At 59.9% G+C, this 17,783-nt stretch carries 11 protein-coding genes; 9 read left to right on the top strand and 2 right to left on the bottom strand.

The features are described from left to right. Positions 1 to 6: 6 nt before the first annotated feature. The gene (gene ccoN, locus HV782_RS16170) at positions 7 to 1,434 is read right to left on the bottom strand and encodes a cytochrome-c oxidase, cbb3-type subunit I (protein WP_123469203.1); all 1,428 of its coding nucleotides are present in this window, start codon (positions 1,432 to 1,434) and stop codon (positions 7 to 9) included. Positions 1,435 to 1,721: 287 nt separating this feature from the next. Here ccoN and HV782_RS16165 point away from each other — a divergent pair, with 287 nt between their 5' ends. From HV782_RS16165 to HV782_RS16150, 4 genes are all read left to right on the top strand, one after another. Beyond that, positions 1,722 to 3,395, top strand: a complete 1,674-nt coding sequence (locus HV782_RS16165; protein ID WP_186747980.1) for a nitrite/sulfite reductase — start codon at positions 1,722 to 1,724, stop codon at positions 3,393 to 3,395. Then, a complete protein-coding gene (locus tag HV782_RS16160) occupies positions 3,392 to 3,871 on the top strand; it encodes a DUF934 domain-containing protein (RefSeq protein WP_186747981.1) in 480 nt (159 codons plus the stop codon). Before HV782_RS16165 ends, HV782_RS16160 begins: the two co-directional genes overlap by 4 nt. 167 nt (positions 3,872 to 4,038) lie before the next feature. Then, the gene (locus HV782_RS16155; RefSeq protein ID WP_123469094.1) at positions 4,039 to 5,013 is read left to right on the top strand and encodes a hypothetical protein; all 975 of its coding nucleotides are present in this window, start codon (positions 4,039 to 4,041) and stop codon (positions 5,011 to 5,013) included. Positions 5,014 to 6,321: 1,308 nt separating this feature from the next. Further along, on the top strand, positions 6,322 to 6,996 hold the full coding sequence (locus HV782_RS16150; RefSeq protein ID WP_128615893.1) for a DUF3313 domain-containing protein: 675 nt from the start codon (positions 6,322 to 6,324) through the stop codon (positions 6,994 to 6,996). 109 nt (positions 6,997 to 7,105) lie between these two features. Here HV782_RS16150 and HV782_RS16145 read toward each other — a convergent pair whose 3' ends face one another. Further along, positions 7,106 to 7,531 carry a YciI family protein gene (locus tag HV782_RS16145; RefSeq protein ID WP_186746820.1) on the bottom strand — a complete coding sequence of 142 codons (426 nt, stop codon included), beginning with the start codon at positions 7,529 to 7,531 and terminating at the stop codon, positions 7,106 to 7,108. Between the two features lie 341 nt (positions 7,532 to 7,872). On the opposite strand from HV782_RS16145, the gene tpx reads away from it, so the two are divergent. From tpx to HV782_RS16120, 5 genes are all read left to right on the top strand, one after another. After that, positions 7,873 to 8,373 (top strand): thiol peroxidase, encoded by a 501-nt coding sequence (gene tpx / locus HV782_RS16140; RefSeq protein WP_123469088.1) that lies wholly within the window; start codon positions 7,873 to 7,875, stop codon positions 8,371 to 8,373. A 189-nt stretch (positions 8,374 to 8,562) separates the two neighbouring features. Further along, positions 8,563 to 9,870, top strand: coding sequence for an MdtA/MuxA family multidrug efflux RND transporter periplasmic adaptor subunit (locus tag HV782_RS16135; RefSeq protein ID WP_186746822.1), 1,308 nt, complete (start codon positions 8,563 to 8,565; stop codon positions 9,868 to 9,870). Beyond that, positions 9,867 to 12,968: an MdtB/MuxB family multidrug efflux RND transporter permease subunit gene (locus HV782_RS16130; protein WP_186746824.1), complete on the top strand. Its 3,102-nt coding sequence runs from the start codon at positions 9,867 to 9,869 to the stop codon at positions 12,966 to 12,968. The genes HV782_RS16135 and HV782_RS16130 overlap by 4 nt, the downstream gene beginning before the upstream one ends. Before the next feature lie 100 nt (positions 12,969 to 13,068). Next, positions 13,069 to 16,176 (top strand): efflux RND transporter permease subunit, encoded by a 3,108-nt coding sequence (locus tag HV782_RS16125; RefSeq protein WP_186746826.1) that lies wholly within the window; start codon positions 13,069 to 13,071, stop codon positions 16,174 to 16,176. Continuing rightward, positions 16,173 to 17,642, top strand: a complete 1,470-nt coding sequence (locus HV782_RS16120; protein ID WP_123469081.1) for an efflux transporter outer membrane subunit — start codon at positions 16,173 to 16,175, stop codon at positions 17,640 to 17,642. Before HV782_RS16125 ends, HV782_RS16120 begins: the two co-directional genes overlap by 4 nt. Positions 17,643 to 17,783: the final 141 nt, after the last annotated feature.

The raw sequence follows: 17,783 nt of genomic DNA, 5'->3' as shown, positions 1-17,783 counted from the left end.
CTTGCCTCAGGCGATCTGCGCTTCACTGCGCGCCAGCGCCACATCGGCCACACGCACCGTGCGCCAGACGTTATAAGCCATCAGCAACATCCCGGTGAGGAAGAACACCCCACCGGCAAACCGCACGATGAACCCCGGATGACTGGCTTGCAGCGCCTCGACGAACGAATAGGTCAGCGTGCCGTCCTCGTTGATCGCCCGCCACATCAGACCCTGGGTAATGCCGTTGACCCACATCGAGGCGATGTACAACACCGTGCCGATGGTCGCCAGCCAGAAGTGCAGGTTGATCAGCGGCGTGCTGTACATCTGCTCGCGGCCAAATACTTTGGGCACCATGTGGTAGGTCGCACCGAACGTAATCATCGCGACCCAGCCCAAGGCCCCGGCGTGCACGTGGCCGATGGTCCAGTCGGTGTAGTGGGAGAGGGCGTTAACGGTTTTGATCGCCATCATCGGCCCTTCGAAGGTCGACATGCCGTAGAACGCCAGCGACAGCACCAGAAAGCGCAGGATCGGGTCGGTGCGCAACTTATGCCAGGCACCGGACAAGGTCATCATGCCGTTGATCATCCCGCCCCAGCTTGGCGCCAGCAGGATCAGCGACATGGCCATGCCCAGCGACTGCGCCCAGTCCGGCAGGGCGGTGTAGTGCAAATGGTGCGGGCCGGCCCAGATGTACAAGGTGATCAGCGCCCAGAAGTGCACGATCGACAAGCGGTACGAATACACCGGGCGGTTGACCTGTTTCGGCACGAAGTAATACATCATCCCGAGGAACCCGGTGGTCAGGAAAAAGCCCACCGCGTTGTGCCCGTACCACCACTGCACCATCGCATCGGTGGCGCCGGAATACACCGGATAGGACTTGAACCAGTCCACTGGAATCGACAGGTGATTGACCACGTGCAGCATGGCGATCACCAGAATGAACGCGCCGAAAAACCAGTTGCCGACGTAAATATGCTTGGTCTTGCGCTGGACCACGGTGGTGAAAAACACGATGGCGTAAGCGACCCAGACCACCGCCATCCACACCGCGCCGGAGAATTCGATTTCGGCGTATTCCTTGGTGGTGGTGTAGCCCAGCGGCAGGGTGATCAGCATGATCACGATCACCGACTGCCAGCCCCAGAAGGTGAACGCGGCGAGCTTGTCCGAGTACAGCCGCACCTGGCAGGTACGCTGCACCGCGTAATAACTGGCGGCGAATTGCGCGCTGCCGGCGAAACCGAAAATCACCAGGCTGGTGTGCAGCGGCCGCAAGCGACCGAAGGTGGTCCACGGCAAGTCCAGATTCATGTCCGGCCATACCAGTTGCGAGGCGATCCATACCCCCATCGCCATGCCCACGACACCCCAGAAAACCGTCGCGATGACAAATTGGCGGACGACCTTGTAGTTGTAAGCCTGTCCGATTGTTGCTGTGCTCATGGTCAGTTCATCCACGGTTGCAAAGTCTTGCCAGGCCACCCTGGTCTGGCACGAGCTGCACTGTAGAAACCCCGCCAGAAACAAAACAGGCTCAGGAATCTTTCATTTGTGCGGATCAGATTGAAGGGCTGACTGCGGCGTTCTGCCGCGCCCTGATATGGTTTTTATGCGTTCAGGTGAATCTGTAACGTGCTGCGCTGCTTCGTCATAGTGCATGCAGAATCTGTAGGAGTGAGCCTGCTCACTCCTACAGCAATTGCGCACAATTCTGATGGGGTAGTTGCTGCATGTACCAATACGATGATTACGACCGCGCACTGGTGTTCGAGCGCGTTGCGCAATTCCGCGATCAGGTCGAGCGCTTCATGGCTGGAGAGTTGAGCGAAGAGGAGTTCCTGCCGCTGCGCCTGCAAAACGGCCTGTACCTGCAAAAGCACGCCTACATGCTGCGTGTGGCGATTCCCTACGGCACCTTGAGTGCCGAACAGATGCGCACCTTGGCAGACATCGCCAGCGATTACGATCGCGGTTACGGCCACTTCACCACACGGCAGAACATGCAGTTCAACTGGATTGAGCTCGCCGAAGTGCCGGACATTCTCGAACGTCTGGCGCAGGTCAACATGCATGCGATCCAGACCTCCGGCAACTGCGTGCGCAATATCACCACCGAGGCATTTGCCGGGGTCGCGGCGGACGAGATGATCGACCCGCGACCGCTGGCGGAAATCCTCCGGCAGTGGTCGACGATCAATCCGGAGTTCCTGTTTCTGCCGCGCAAATTCAAGATCGCCATCTGTTCGGCGAAGCAGGATCGTGCGGCGATCATGATGCATGACATCGGCCTCTATCTTTATCCTGGCCCAGATGGGCAAATGCTGCTGCGGGTGATCGTCGGCGGCGGACTGGGGCGCACGCCGATCCTCGGTCTGCAGATTCGCGAAGGCTTGCCGTGGCAGCATCTGCTGTCCTACGTCGAGGCGGTGCTGCGGGTCTACAACCGCCACGGCCGGCGGGACAACAAGTACAAGGCGCGGATCAAGATTCTGGTCAAGGCACTGGGCATCGAGGCGTTCGCCAAGGAAGTCGAAGAGGAGTGGCAGCACCTCAAGGACGGCCCGGCGCAGTTGACCGACGCTGAATACCAGCGGGTCGCCAGTGCGTTTGTACCGCCGACCTATCGCACCCTGGCCGATACCGATCTGGACTTCGGCACGCGACTGGCCGAGAGCCCGGCGTTCGCCCGTTGGGTCGCGCGCAATGTGCAGCCGCACAAGGTGCCCGGTTACACCAGTGTGGTGTTGTCGACCAAGCCGGGCATGGCTGCGGCGCCGGGGGATGTCACCGGGGTGCAGATGCTCGCCGTGGCGGACTGGTCGCAGCGGTTCGGCTTTGGCGAGATTCGCATCGCGCATGAACAGAACATCGTCCTGCCCGATGTACCCAAATCAGACCTCTACGCTCTGTGGCAACTGGCGAGCAAGCACGGTCTGGGCAGCGCCAACGTCGGTTTGCTCACTGACATCATCGCCTGTCCGGGCGGTGACTTTTGTGCGCTGGCCAACGCCAAGTCGATCCCGATTGCCCAGGCGATTCAGGCGCGCTTCGACAACCTCGACTACCTGCACGACCTGGGCGACATCAGCCTGAACATCTCCGGTTGCATGAACGCCTGCGGTCATCACCACATCGGCAACATTGGCATCCTCGGCGTCGACAAGAACGGCAGCGAGTGGTACCAGATCACGCTGGGTGGGGCGCAGGGCAAAAACAGCGCACTGGGCAAGGTTATCGGCCCGTCGTTCAGTGCTGCCGAAGTGCCGCAGGTGATCGAGCGGATCATCGGCACCTTCGTGCGTTATCGCGAGAGTGAGGAATCGTTTGTCGATACCCTGGCGCGCATCGGGCTGGAGCCGTTCAAGGAGCGGGTCTATCCGAAAACGCTGGAGGTGCCGGCATGAACAATCTGTTGCGACTGGAGCAGGGCGTGGCGCGGGTTGTGGCGGATGATCCGTGGACGCTGGTACGCGAGCCATTGATGCCGAGGCCCAACGGGTTGTTGATTCTGCCACTGGCACACTGGCTCGAATCGCCTTCGACCCACGCCGTGTGGCTTGGTCCGGACGATGAGGTCGAGAGCCTGGTCCCGTGGCTGGCGTCATTGCCGCTGATTGCCCTCGACTTCCCGAGTTTCCGTGACGGACGTGCCTACAGTCAGGCGTATCTGTTGCGCCGTCGTTTCGGCTGGACAGGGGAGCTACGCGCAATTGGCGACGTGTTGCGCGATCAGTTGAGCCATATGCGCCAGTGCGGCTTCGACAGTTTTGCCGTGCGCGAGGACAAGTCGGCTGAGGACGCACTCAAGGGACTCGCCGGCATGAGCGTGCTCTACGGCCGCTCGGTGATCGAGCCACGCCCACTGTTCCGAAGACGCTGACATCTTCCTGATAAAGGACACCGGTGTGGGTTTTGCGTACCGGGGAAACCCTTAGGGCTCCCATGAATCGGGCATTTTTCCTTGGGTCGATGGTGGCCTTTTGGTAGAGTCGCCGTCGCCAGCGGGTTTTCGGCTGGACGATGGAACCGAAGAAGGGAGTCTGATCAGTGAGTCCGGGCAAAAAAATCCTCGGCCTCACCGCGTTGCTTTTGATGCTGACGCTGTGGGCCAGTTACTTTTATGTATTCAAGGAAAACCGTGGCGGTCAGCTCGGCGGTGTCGGCGAAAGCACCGCGTGGTGCGGCACGCCGCCGTCTACCGAAGCGGCGTTGCTGGGCAAGGATCAACTGACCTTGCGCGTCACCAACAACCTGCGCGGCGAGTTCATGCTCAGCGGTTCGCTGGTGGTCTCCGAACGCACTTTCAACCGCTACGACCTCGCTCGCAATGAACTGCGTTTGCGTCTGGAGCCGTTGCAATGGTCCTACGGCGTGACGCCGATCTTTCTTGAGCAAGTCAAGGTTCAGCCCCTGAGCCGCAACCTCTCGGCCACCAACAAAAGCGCTTACGCCGAACTGGAGCCACGCCCGATCGGTGTGCAGGGTCAGGTCACCGAGTTCCCCTTCGACACCTACCGCTACGGCTACAAACCGGTGCTCTATTACCTCAAGGGCAGCGAGCGCGTCGATCTGCGCTTCAAGAACATCACCACGCTGATGGAGATGTCTAACACCTTCACGCCGATCCAGAAGTACAACCGCGTCGACTACATCAACGAGAAAACCTCGATGATCCGCGACGAGGATTACAAGGCGTACGGGCCGCACGAATGTGCCTTCAGCGTCGAGCGCAAAGGCTCGTTCAAGGTTGTCGTACTGTTGCTTCTTCTGGTGCTGTGCCTGCCGTTGCTGTTGGTGTTTTACCGCAATGAACCGGGGATCGACTTCCTTGCCACGCTGTTGGGTGCGGCGATCGTGCGGGTGCTGCTGATCGGGCCGGTGCAGGACTTCCAGTTGTACAACATCGACTTCCTGTTGGGGGCAGCGATTTTGCTGGTGGGCACGGTGTCGCTGATCAAGGCGATGCACATCAACAGCCGGCGGGAGATGGCGTTGCGCAGTGGCGAAACCTCTTCCTGGTAACGGGGTGAACCCCCGAAAAGCCCCTCACCCTAACCCTCTCCCGGAGGGAGAGGGGACTGACCGAGGTGTCTGTGGCCCTGCATCGACGTGAAAGACCGAGTCGATTATGGATTCAAAGCCAATCGCTCAAGTCGGCGGAATTCTTGAATATCCCCCGGTCGGTCCCCTCTATCTACCTCTGAAAGAGGGGACTGACCGAGGTGTCTGTGGCCCTGCACCGATGTGAAAGACCGAGTCGGTTATGGATTCAAAGCCAATCGCTCACGTCGGTGCATCTCTCGCATATCCCCCGGTCGGTCCGCTCTATCTACCTCTGAAAGAGGGGGCTGACCGAGTTGTCTGTCGTCCTGCACCGAAGTGGAAGACCGAGTCGATTATGGATTCAAAGCCAATCGCTCAAGTCGGCGGAATTCTTGAATATCCCCCGGTCGGTCCCCTCTATCTACCTCTGAAAGAGGGGACTGACCGAGTTGTCTGTGGCCCTGCACCGACGTGAAAGACCGAGTCGATTATGGATTCAAAGCCAATCGCTCAAGTCGGCGGAATTCTTGAAGATCCCCCGGTCGGTCCCCTCTATCTACCTCTGAAAGAGGGGACTGACCGAGGTGTCTGTGGCCCTGCACCGACGTGAAAGACCGAGTCGATTATGGATTCAAGCCAATCGCTCAAGTCTGCGGAATTCTTGAATATCCCTCGGTCGGTCCCCTCTATCTACCTCTGAAAGAGGGGACTGACCGAGGTGTCTGTGGTCCTGCACCGACGTGAAAGACCGAGTCGATTATGGATTCAAAGCCAATCGCTCAAGTCGGCGGAATTCTTGAATATCCCCCGGTCGGTCCGCTCTATCTACCTCTGAAAGAGGGGACTGACCGAGTTGTCTGTCGTCCTGCACCGACGTGAAAGACCGAGTCGATTATGGATTCAAAGCCAATCGCTCAAGTCGGTGCATCTCTCGAATATCCCCCAATCGGTCCCCTCTCCCTCTGGGAGAGGGCTAGGGTGAGGGAAGACAATTTCCAGCCGGTCACTTAAGCGCCGGATCGCCCATGTTCATATTCTTCCAGCCCTGCAACAGCATCTGCGGGCATTCTGGCTCAGATTGCTCCAATGCAGCGGATTCTTGAAGTTCACCAATGGCCAAGAGCTCGATGCAGCGTTGCCGGATGCTCGATGTCTTTCAAATGACGCTTGTGATCCGCCGCGCAGCCTTGCGTGAATATTGCGCTGTGCAATCGCAATTACTGAAGTTTTAGCTATACCTGTAACTCCCCCAGGCAAAGTTTTCGGCCTTCTGACAGGAGTTACAGCATGAAGCTAGCAGTGATGATGGGCACTCTGTGCATTGCCACCGTCGCAATGGTGGGTTGTTCCAGCAAAACCGTCGACCCGAAAGAGTACTCAGGATTCCTCAAAGACTACAGCCAGCTCAAGGAGGCCAAATCGCCGTCCGGTGCCGAGGTGATGCGCTGGGTCGATCCAAAGGTGGACGTCAAGAAGTTCACCAGTGTGTACATCGAACCGACTCAGCTCTACCCGAAACCACAACCGACCGCGAAAATTTCCCAACAGACCCTCAATGGCATCACTTCCTACTACGACCAGGCACTCAAGCGTGAAATCGGCAAAGACCTGCCGCTTGCAACCGGCCCCGGCCCAGGCGTAATGGTGGTGCGCGCGGCGATCACCGCTGTCAGCAGCAAGACCGAAGGCCTGCACGGGTATGAAGTGATCCCGATTGCCCTGGTCGCCGCCGCGGTAAGTACCGCCAGTGGTATCCGCGATCAGGAAACCACTCTGGCCACCGAGGCGGTTTTCCTCGATGGCGGCAACAACAAGGTCGTGGCGCAAGTGGTGCGCAAAGGCACCGGCAAACCGTTGGAAAACGACACGCAGGCGATGACGGCAAACGACGTCAAACCCGTGATTGATGGCTGGGCTTCCGACATGCGTCAGTCGTATCTGAAGCTCAAGTCCGCGAAATAACTGCAGCTCACTGCAGGAACTGCCAAAGGCTGCAATCTTTTGATCTCGTTTCAGTCGATCAACATCAAAAGATCGCAGCCTGCGGCAGCGGTTACAGGGGATATTGGGTTCAGCCGTTTTTCTTGGCCTGTTCGCGAACGCGTTCTTCTTGCGCACGCGCTTCGGGGGTGAACTCGGCGCCGAAGTCTTCGGCAGAAAATATCTGGCGGATTTCAATATCGGACTCGCCCGGCATCGGATTAGGGCAGCGCTTGACCCATTCGATGGCTTCTTCTTTTGATTTCACTTCCCAGATCCAGTAGCCCGCCACCAGTTCTTTGGTTTCGATGAACGGCCCGTCTATGACCGTGCGTTTGTCCCCGGAGAAATGCACGCGCGCGCCTTTGCTGCTCGGATGCAGGCCATCGCAATCGATCAGGATGCCGGCCTTGACCAGTTCTTCGTTGAAGTTGCCCATGGCGGTGATCAGCTCTTCGCTGGGCATGATGCCGGCTTCCGAGTCGACGCTGGCTTTTACAAGGATCATGAATCGCATGGCGGTTGCTCCGTGGATTGTGGGGATTTGTTGTTTAGTCGAACGGGCCACACTTGAATCGACAGGGTCTCTGGTAAAAGTGCGGAGAATTTTTCACACCGCAGATCCATTGTTGGAGTGAGCTTGCTCGCGATAGCGGTGTGTCAGTCAACATTTGCGTATATGAAAGTCCGCTATCGCGAGCAGGCTCACTCCTACAGGGGAATGGTTGTGGTTTTGTATACAGTTTTTCGCGCAGGCACCCAACAATTTCCAAACAGGGCATAGGTCGTCGGACAATTTCGTGGTTAACTTCGGCCTCTTGCATGCTTTCCAATCAAAACATCAGAAGGACTCAAGTCATGGCTCAAGTCACCCTTAAAGGCAACCCGGTTCAAGTCAACGGCCAGTTGCCACAAGCCGGTTCCAAGGCGCCAGCCTTTTCTCTGGTTGCCGGCAATCTGTCCGACGTCACCCTGAAAGACTTTGCCGGCAAGCGCAAAGTGCTGAACATCTTCCCAAGCGTTGACACCCCGACCTGCGCCACTTCCGTGCGCAAGTTCAACGCCCAGGCCAACGACATCGCCAACACCGTGGTGCTGTGCATCTCCGCTGACCTGCCGTTCGCCCAAGCGCGTTTCTGCGGCGCCGAAGGCCTGGAAAACGTCCAGAACCTGTCGACCCTGCGCGGCACCGAGTTCATCGAGAACTACGGCGTGGCCATCGCTGACGGCCCGTTGAAAGGCCTGACCGCCCGTGCCGTGGTGGTTCTGGACGAAAACGACAACGTCCTGCACAGCGAACTGGTCAAGGAAATTGCCGAAGAGCCTAATTACGAAGCGGCGCTCGCCGTTCTGAAATAAGTGTTCTGAAACAAGCGCTTTTACAATTGTTAACGGCCTGGCCCTGTCCAGGCCGTTTTCATTTGTGTATCAGTGTTTTGCCTCACACCTTGAAACGTAAGTTGAAGGTAAATTGCCGGTAAAGCTGCTTTGCTTAATTCCCGTCAGTGCTTATCGTTCAGCCTCCCGTAGAAGAAGCCCACGCGCCCAATGGTTAATCAATCCATGCAATCGTCCCCACGCAACTCTCGTCGCTGGCTGATCAGCCTGCTTGTCTTGTTGGTTATCGCCGTCCTCTGCTGGAAATTCTGGCCGGCCGGTTCAGCCCACAAGGAGGGCGGCGAGAAGGCGGCGGCCGGGCATACCGGGCGTTCGGGGATGATGCGGCCGGGCTTCGGTGGTGGCACCGGGCCAATTCCAGTGCGCGTGGCGCCGGCGGTCACGGGGGACTTCCCGCTGTATTACAAGGCGCTGGGCACGGTGACAGCACTCAACACCATCAATGTGCGCAGCCGGGTCGGCGGCGAACTGATGAAGATCAATTTCGAAGAAGGGCAGATGGTCAAGGCCGGCGACGTGCTCGCGGAGATCGACCCGCGCCCGTACCAGAACGCCTTGCTGCAGGCCGAAGGCACCTTGCTGCAGAACCAGGCGCAGTTGAAAAACGCCCAGGTCGATGTCGAGCGTTATCGCGGCCTGTACAAGGAAGACAGCATCGCCAAGCAGACCCTCGACACCGCCGAAGCGCTGGTCGGCCAATATCTGGGCACGGTCAAGACCAACCAGGCAGCGGTCAACGACGCCAAGCTCAATCTTGAATTCACCAAAATCCGTGCACCGATTGCCGGCCGGGTCGGTCTGCGTCAGGTAGACGTGGGTAACCTGGTCACCGCCAATGACACCACGTCCCTGGCGGTGATCACCCAGACGCAACCGATCAGCGTCGCTTTCACCTTGCCGGAAAACAGCCTCGAAACCGTGCTCGCCCGCTATCGCAGCGGCGCCAAACTGCCGGCCGAAGCCTGGGATCGCGGCGACACCAAACTGCAGGCCACCGGGGTGCTGCAAAGCCTCGACAACCAGATCGACGTCGCCACCGGCACCCTGAAGTTCAAGGCGCGCTACGAAAACCGAGATCAGGCGCTGTTCCCCAACCAGTTCGTCAATGTGCACCTGCTGGCCGATACCTTGAAAGGCGTGGTACTGGCGCCGTCGGCGGCCATTCAGTTCGGCACCAACGGTACCTTCGTCTATGCGCTGGACGGCGACAAGAAAGTCACCATCCGCCAATTGAAAATCGGCGCCAGCGACGGCGAAAACACAGTGGTCACCGAAGGTCTCGCGGCCGGCGACCGGGTGGTACTCGAAGGCACCGACCGCCTCAAGGAAGGCAGCGAAGTGGAAGTGGTCAACGACAGCAATCAAGTGCCGACCACGCCAACCGAACACCTGCAAGGCAAGGCCGCCGCCACGGCGCCGGACGCTGCCGTCGCTGACAAGGCCAAGAAGGGCGCATGAACATTTCGCGGCTGTTCATCCTCCGTCCGGTAGCCACCACCCTCAGCATGCTGGCGATTATCCTGGCCGGCCTGATTGCTTATCGCCTGTTGCCGGTATCGGCATTGCCGCAGGTCGATTACCCGACCATCCGCGTGATGACCCTGTATCCCGGCGCCAGCCCGGACGTAATGACCAGCGCCGTGACCGCGCCGCTCGAGCGCCAGTTCGGGCAGATGCCTGGCCTCACGCAAATGGCCTCGACCAGTTCCGGCGGTGCGTCGGTACTGACCCTGCGCTTCAGCCTCGACATCAACATGGACGTCGCCGAACAACAGGTGCAGGCCGCGATCAACGCCGCGACCAACCTGTTGCCGACCGACTTGCCGGCACCGCCGGTGTACAACAAGGTCAATCCGGCGGACACCCCGGTGCTGACCCTCGCGATCACCTCGAAAACCATGCTCCTGCCCAAGCTCAATGACCTGGTCGATACGCGCATGGCGCAGAAAATCGCCCAGATCAGCGGCGTCGGTATGGTCAGCATTGCCGGCGGCCAGCGCCAGGCGGTGCGGATCAAGGTCAACCCGGAAGCGCTGGCGGCCAACAGCCTGAACCTGTCCGACGTGCGCACCCTGATCGGCGCGTCCAACGTCAACCAGCCGAAAGGTAACTTTGACGGTCCGACCCGAGTGTCGATGCTCGATGCCAACGACCAGCTGACCTCGCCCAAGGACTACGCCAACCTGATCCTGGCCTACAAGAACGGTGCGCCGTTGCGGCTCAAGGACGTGGCGGAAATCGTCGATGGCGCCGAAAACGAGCGTCTCGCCGCGTGGGCCAACCAGAATCAGGCCGTGTTGCTGAACATCCAGCGTCAGCCAGGGGCCAACGTCATTGAAGTGGTCGACCGCATCAAGGCCCTGCTGCCGAGCATCACCGACAATCTGCCGGCCGGCCTTGACGTGACGGTGCTCACCGACCGCACGCAAACCATCCGTGCCTCGGTCACTGACGTGCAACACGAATTGCTGATTGCCATCGCGCTGGTGGTGATGGTGACGTTCCTGTTTCTGCGCCGTGCCAGTGCGACCATCATTCCCTCCGTGGCGGTACCGCTATCGCTGATCGGCACCTTCGGCGTGATGTACCTCGCCGGATTTTCGGTCAACAACCTGACGCTGATGGCACTGACCATCGCCACCGGTTTTGTGGTCGATGATGCGATCGTGATGCTGGAAAACATCGCGCGTTTCATCGAGGAGGGCGACAGCCCCATGCAGGCTGCGCTCAAAGGGGCGAAGCAGATCGGTTTCACCCTGATTTCCCTGACGCTGTCGCTGATTGCGGTGTTGATCCCGCTGCTGTTCATGGCCGACGTGGTCGGGCGGTTGTTCCGCGAATTCGCCATCACCCTGGCCGTGGCGATCCTGATTTCGCTGGTGGTCTCACTGACCCTGACGCCGATGATGTGCGCGCGTCTGCTCAAGCGTGAACCGGAAGAACACGAGCAGGGCCGTTTCTATCGGGCCAGTGGTGCAGTGATTGACTGGATGATTGCCGAGTACGGTCGGATGCTGCGCTGGGTGCTCAAGCACCAGCCTCTGACCTTGCTGGTGGCCATCGCTACGCTGGGATTGACCGTATTCCTCTATATGGTCGTGCCGAAAGGCTTCTTCCCGGTGCAGGACACCGGGGTGATTCAGGGCATTTCCGAGGCGCCGCAGTCGATTTCCTTTGCGGCGATGGGCGAGCGTCAGCAGGAACTGGCGAAGATCATTCTGCAAGATCCGGCGGTGCAGAGCCTGTCGTCCTACATCGGGGTTGATGGCGATAACGCCACGCTCAACAGCGGCCGCCTGCTGATCAACCTCAAACCTCACAGTGCGCGGAATCTGACGGCCACCGAAGTGATCGCGCGCCTGCAACCGCAACTGGACAAACTGGTCGGTATTCGCTTGTTCATGCAGCCGGTGCAGGACCTGACCATTGAGGACCGGGTCAGCCGCACGCAGTACCAGTTCAGCATGTCGTCGCCGGACTCCGAGCTGCTGAGCCAGTGGAGCGGGCGTCTGGTCGAAGCGCTGGCCCAACGCCCGGAACTGACGGACGTCGCCAGTGACTTGCAGGACAAAGGTTTGCAGGTCTACCTGTTGATCGACCGCGATGCGGCCTCGCGCCTGGGCGTCTCGGTGCAGAACATTACCGATGCGCTGTACGACGCCTTTGGCCAGCGGCAGATCTCGACCATTTACACTCAGGCCAGCCAGTACCGCGTGGTACTTCAAGCGCAAGCGGGGGAGCAGATCGGTCCGAAAGCGCTCGACCAGATCCACGTCAAAACCACCGATGGTGCGCAGGTGCGCTTGTCGAGCCTCGCCCATGTCGAAGAGCGTCAGGCACAACTGTCGATCACCCATATCGGCCAGTTCCCGGCGGTGATGATGTCGTTCAACCTCGCTCCCGGCGTGTCGCTGGGGCATGCGGTCGATATCATCGAGCAGGTGCAGAAGGACATCGGCATGCCGATCGGCGTGCAGACCCAGTTCCAGGGCGCGGCCGAAGCGTTCCAGGCCTCGCTGTCGAGTACCTTGCTGCTGATTCTGGCGGCGGTGGTAACCATGTACATCGTGCTCGGCGTGCTGTACGAGAGCTACATCCATCCGATCACCATCCTCTCGACACTGCCGTCGGCGGCGGTCGGCGCCTTGCTGGCCTTGCTGCTCAGCGGCAATGATCTGGGCATGATCGCGATCATCGGGATCATTCTGCTGATCGGGATCGTCAAGAAGAACGCGATCATGATGATCGACTTCGCCCTCGATGCCGAGCGCAACCAGGGCATGGCCCCGGAACAGGCGATCTATCAGGCGGCGCTGTTGCGTTTCCGGCCGATCCTGATGACCACGCTGGCAGCCTTGTTCGGCGCCGTACCCTTGATGCTCGCCACCGGTTCCGGGGCTGAGCTACGCCAACCGTTGGGTCTGGTCATGGTGGGCGGGTTGCTGGTGAGTCAGGTGCTGACGCTGTTCACCACGCCAGTGATCTACCTGTACTTCGATCGCCTCGGTCGGCGCTTTGGCAAGACCAATGCCGACAGCGAAGAGGTGGCGGTATGAAAGCAGCTACGAGCATCGAGCCTCAAGCTGCAAGAGAAAAGCAGCAAGGGCGCGGCAACCTGGCTTTTAGCTTGAAGCTTGAAGCTTGGAGCTCTGAGCCATGAATCTTTCTGGTCCTTTCATCAAGCGCCCGGTCGCGACCATGCTACTGAGCCTGGCGATCATGCTGCTCGGCGGCGTGAGCTTCGGTCTGCTGCCGGTGGCGCCGCTGCCGCAAATGGATTTCCCGGTGATCGTGGTGCAGGCGAGCCTGCCCGGCGCCAGCCCGGAAGTCATGGCCTCGACGGTGGCCACGCCACTGGAGCGTTCTTTCGGCGCCATTGCCGGCGTCAACACCATGAGCAGCCGCTCCAGCCAGGGCTCGACCCGGGTCATTCTGCAATTCGACCTCGACCGCGACATCAACGGTGCGGCCCGTGAAGTACAGGCCGCGATCAACGCTTCGCGCAACTTGCTGCCGAGCGGGATGCGCAGCATGCCGACCTACAAAAAGGTCAACCCGTCGCAGGCACCGATCATGGTGCTGTCGCTGACCTCCGATGTCCTGGAAAAAGGCCAGCTCTACGATCTTGCCTCGACCATCCTGTCCCAGAGCCTGTCCCAGGTGCAGGGCGTGGGTGAAGTGCAGATCGGCGGCAGTTCGTTGCCGGCGGTGCGTGTCGAACTCGAACCGCAGGCGCTGAACCAGTACGGCGTGGCGCTCGACGATGTACGCAAGACCATTGCCGAAGCCAATGTGCGTCGACCCAAGGGCTCGGTCGAGGACGGCCAGCGCCTGTGGCAGATCCAGGCTAACGATCAATTGGAGAAAGCCAAGGATTACGAGTCGCTGATCATCCACTACGCCGACGGCGCCGCGCTGCGCCTCAAGGATGTGGCCAAGGTCAGCGACGGCGTCGAAGACCGCTACAACAGTGGTTTCTTCAACGATGACGCCGCCGTGTTGCTGGTGATCAACCGTCAGGCTGGCGCCAACATCATCGAGACGGTCAACGAGATCAAGGCGCAGTTGCCCGCGTTGCAGGCAGTGCTGCCGGCCAGCGTGAAGCTGAACCTGGCAATGGACCGCTCGCCGGTGATCAAGGCCACTCTGCATGAAGCGGAAATGACCCTGTTGATTGCTGTAGCGCTGGTGATTCTGGTGGTGTTCCTGTTCCTCGGTAACTTCCGCGCCTCGCTGATTCCGACATTGGCGGTGCCGGTGTCGCTGGTCGGCACCTTTGCGGTGATGTACCTCTACGGGTTTTCGCTGAACAACCTGTCGCTGATGGCGCTGATTCTCGCCACCGGTCTGGTGGTGGACGATGCCATCGTGGTGCTGGAGAACATTTCCCGGCACATCGACGAAGGCGTCAAACCGCTGCAGGCCGCTTATCTCGGGGCCAAGGAAGTCGGTTTCACCTTGCTGTCGATGAACGTGTCACTGGTGGCGGTGTTCCTGTCGATCCTGTTTATGGGCGGCATTGTCGAAAGCCTGTTTCGTGAATTCTCCATCACGTTGGCAGCGGCCATCGTGGTGTCGCTGGTGGTCTCGCTGACCCTGACCCCGATGCTCTGTGCCCGCTGGCTCAAGCCGCACACACCGGGCCAGGAAAACCGTCTGCAACGCTGGAGCCGGCGCACCAACGACTGGATGGTCGGCAAATACGCCACCAGCCTTGACTGGGTGCTACGCCATCGGCGCCTGACCTTGCTCAGCCTGTTGATCACCGTCGGGGTCAACGTCGCGTTGTATGTGGTGGTGCCGAAAACCTTCATGCCACAGCAGGACACCGGCCAGTTGATCGGTTTCGTGCGCGGCGACGATGGCCTGTCGTTCAGCGTGATGCAGCCGAAAATGGAAATTTTCCGCCGCGCCGTGCTCAAGGACGATGCGGTGGAAAGCGTCGCCGGTTTCATCGGTGGCACCAACGGCACCAACAATGCGTTCATGCTGGTCCGCCTGAAACCGATCAAGGAGCGCAACCTGTCGGCCCAGAAGGTCATCGAACGCCTGCGCAAGGAAATGCCCAAGGTGCCCGGCGCGCAACTGATGCTGATGGCCGACCAGGACCTGCAGTTTGGCGGTGGTCGCGAACAGACCACGTCGCAATACAGTTACATCCTGCAAAGTGGTGATCTGGGCGAGTTGCGCGAGTGGTATCCGAAAGTGGTCACGGCGCTGCGGGCGTTACCTGAACTCACGGCCATTGATGCCCGTGAAGGCCGTGGGGCGCAGCAGGTGACACTGATCGTCGACCGCGATCAGGCCAAGCGCCTCGGGGTGGATATGAACATGGTCACGGCGGTGTTGAACAACGCCTACAGCCAGCGGCAGATTTCCACGATCTATGACAGCCTCAACCAGTATCAAGTGGTGATGGAGGTCGACCCGAAATACGCTCAGGACCCGGTTACCCTCAAGCAGGTGCAGGTGATCACCGCCGACGGCGCGCGGGTTCCGCTGTCAACGTTCGCCCATTATGAAAGCAGTCTGGAAGACGACCGGGTCAGCCACGAAGGCCAGTTCGCCTCCGAGGACATTTCCTTCGACATGGCCGAAGGCGTGACGGTGGAGCAGGGCAGCGCCGCCATCGAGCGGGCGATTGCCAAGCTCGGTCTGCCGGAAGACGTGATTGCAAAAATGGCCGGTACCGCCGACGCCTTCGCCGCCACCCAGAAAAGCCAGCCCTTCATGATTCTGGGGGCGCTGCTGGCGGTGTATCTGGTGCTGGGTGTGCTGTATGAAAGCTATATCCACCCGCTGACGATTCTGTCGACGCTGCCCTCGGCCGGGGTCGGTGCGTTGCTGTCGATCTATGCGTTGGGCGGCGAGTTCAGCCTGATCTCCTTGCTTGGCCTGTTCCTGCTGATCGGCGTGGTGAAGAAGAACGCGATCCTGATGATCGACCTTGCGCTGCAACTGGAGCGTCATCAGGGCATGACGCCGCTGGAATCTATTCGCAGTGCCTGCCTGCAACGCTTGCGGCCGATCCTGATGACCACGCTGGCGGCGATACTCGGGGCCTTGCCATTGCTGCTCAGCCGCGCAGAAGGCGCGGAAATGCGCCAGCCGCTGGGCCTGACGATTATTGGCGGGCTGATTTTCAGCCAGGTGCTGACGCTTTACACCACGCCTGTGGTTTACCTCTATCTCGACAAGCTGCGCCATCGCTTCAACCAATGGCGTGGCGTGCGTACTGACGCCGCTCTGGAAACTCCGCTATGACTGACCGTTCGCTTATCCATCTGGCCACTGTTCGCGGTTCGCGCCTGTTGAGTCTGTCGCTGTGCGTGGCGATGCTCAGTGCCTGCGCTGTCGGCCCTGATTACCAGCGTCCGCAGACCGCTGAAATCGCCCAGTACAAGGAGGCCGAGGGCTGGCGTCAGGCCAATCCCAGCGACTCGCTTGCGCGGGGCGCGTGGTGGGAACTGTATGGCGATCAACAGCTCAACGGCCTGATCGAGCAACTCAACAGTTCCAACCAGACGGTTGCTCAATCCGAAGCGCAATTTCGTCAGGCGCAGGCACTGGTGCGCAGTGCACGTGGGGCGTTTTATCCGAGTGTCGACCTGAGTCTGGGTAAAACCCGTTCCAGTCAGGGCACCGGCAGCAGCAGTTCGAGCCTGAGCAGTTCGTCCAGCGGTATTCGTGACACCTACAACGCGCAGTTGGGGGTGAGCTGGGAGGCTGACGTCTGGGGCAAGTTGCGCCGTGGACTCGAGGCCGACAAGGCCAGCGCCCAGGCGAGTTTTGCCGATCTGGCGGCCATGCGCCTGAGCCAGCAATCGGAACTGGTGCAGAACTACCTGCAATTGCGCGTGATCGATCAGCAGAAGCGCTTGCTCGAGGCCACCGTTGCCGCCTACGAACGCTCGCTGAAAATGACCCAGAACCAATACCGCGCCGGCGTTTCCGGACGTGACGCGGTCGCGCAGGCGCAAACCCAGCTGAAAAGCACCCAGGCCGATCTGGTCGATCTGATCTGGCAGCGGGCGCAATTCGAGAATGCGATCGCCGTGCTGACCGGGCAGGCGCCAGCGGACTTCAAGATTGCCGAAACCCAGACCATTCCGAACCTGCCGCAGGTGCCGTTGAGCCTGCCGTCGCAATTGCTGGAGCGCCGCCCGGACATTGCCTCGGCCGAGCGCTCGGTGATCGCGGCCAACGCCAATATCGGCGTGGCAAAGGCTGCGTATTACCCGGACCTGTCCCTGAGCCTGAGTGGTGGTTACAGCAGCAGCACCTCGAAAGACCTGATCAGTCTGCCAAACCGCTTCTGGTCGGTGGGACCGAAATTGACGTTGCCGCTGTTCGACGGTGGCATCCGTTCGGCGGAAGTCGACCGCACGGAAGCGGTGTATGACCAGACCGTGGCCAAGTACCGTCAAACCGTGCTCGACGGTTTCCGTGAAGTGGAAAACTATCTGGTGCAGCTGAAGGTGTACGAAGACGAAGCGGCGGTGCGCCAGGAGGCGCTGGACGCGGCCCGTGATTCCTTGCGCCTGACCGAAAACCAGTACAAGGCCGGGCTGATTGCCTACATCGACGTGGTGGTGGTGCAAGCGACAGCATTGAGCAACGAGCGCAGCGTGTTGACCATCCTGCAGAACCGCCTGATCGCCAGCGTGCAATTGATTGCCGCACTGGGCGGGGGTTGGGATGGCCAACTTGATGTATCCGACTCCCGCTGACCTGCAGGGGAATGTATTTTCAACCTGCTGGTATAGGCCGGCCTTCGCCCTGGCGGACGATCAAACAAGCGTTTCATCGGGTTGATGGCAATTTGCTCACTTTGTCAGTGCGTTCTTCAGCGCAATCAGTACAATCGCCGC

Source organism: Pseudomonas monsensis, assembly GCF_014268495.2.
GTDB lineage: Bacteria > Pseudomonadota > Gammaproteobacteria > Pseudomonadales > Pseudomonadaceae > Aquipseudomonas > Aquipseudomonas monsensis.
Note: the sequence above shows the minus strand (reverse complement) of the source record. Positions and strands in the feature narration are given on the sequence as shown.